Below are 596 nucleotides of genomic sequence, written 5' to 3'. Positions count from 1 at the left end.
TGCCACAGCCGTTCAGCCCGTGGCGGAAAACTTCATCATGCGGGCGTCGAAGCTGAAGTCGCGCACGATGGCCAGCTTCACATCGTCGTAAGCCGGATGCCGCGGGTTGATCATGGCATTGGTCGATTCGGGAATGATGGCCGAGGGCAGGAACAGCAGCAGCTGCCCGGCGCTCTCCAGCCATTGGCGGCCAAACGCCTGTGCGCTTCCCGGTGCCGGCAATTGCGCCCAGTCCGGCGGAAGCTCGCCGATGCCGGGCCGCAGCCATAAGCCCTCGTCATCCGGCACGTCGATCGACACCAGCACCAGCGGCGGATGCGCAGCGCCGGTCAGGTGGACGAATTTTTCCAGCGCGCAGATTTCAATCGTGGCCCCGGCATACATCACCGGGTAGCCGGGTGGATTCCAGCGGCCGCCATACAGGCGCGCGCCGTCGCAGCGCTTGTCCAGCGCCCACTTCCTGGTGGTGATACGCCACAGCTTCATACCAATCCCAATCCATTACGTACCGGATGAAACCGATGGATTTTTTCGTCCGGCAAGACGGCGGAGGAGTCATTAGCCCAGCAATTGACGACGATCCCAACGCAGCCAGG

General features: G+C 62.9%; 1 protein-coding gene. It reads right to left on the bottom strand.

Annotated elements, in window-relative coordinates; genetic code table 11:
• Window positions 1-12: 12 nt before the first annotated feature.
• Window positions 13-486, bottom strand: coding sequence for an RES family NAD+ phosphorylase (locus tag JK635_RS04285; RefSeq protein ID WP_202652753.1), 474 nt, complete (start codon window positions 484-486; stop codon window positions 13-15).
• Window positions 487-596 lie beyond the last annotated feature (110 nt).

It is taken from the genome of Neobacillus paridis (assembly GCF_016765675.1).
Lineage (GTDB): Bacteria > Bacillota > Bacilli > Bacillales > Cytobacillaceae > Neobacillus > Neobacillus paridis.
This window is presented reverse-complemented; position numbering and strand designations above follow the sequence as displayed.

What these genes read in the sequence shown, in the direction of transcription:
- JK635_RS04285 (WP_202652753.1), bottom strand. Translation starts at nt 486, where the DNA reads ATGAAGCTGTGGCGTATCACCACCAGGAAGTGGGCGCTGGACAAGCGC.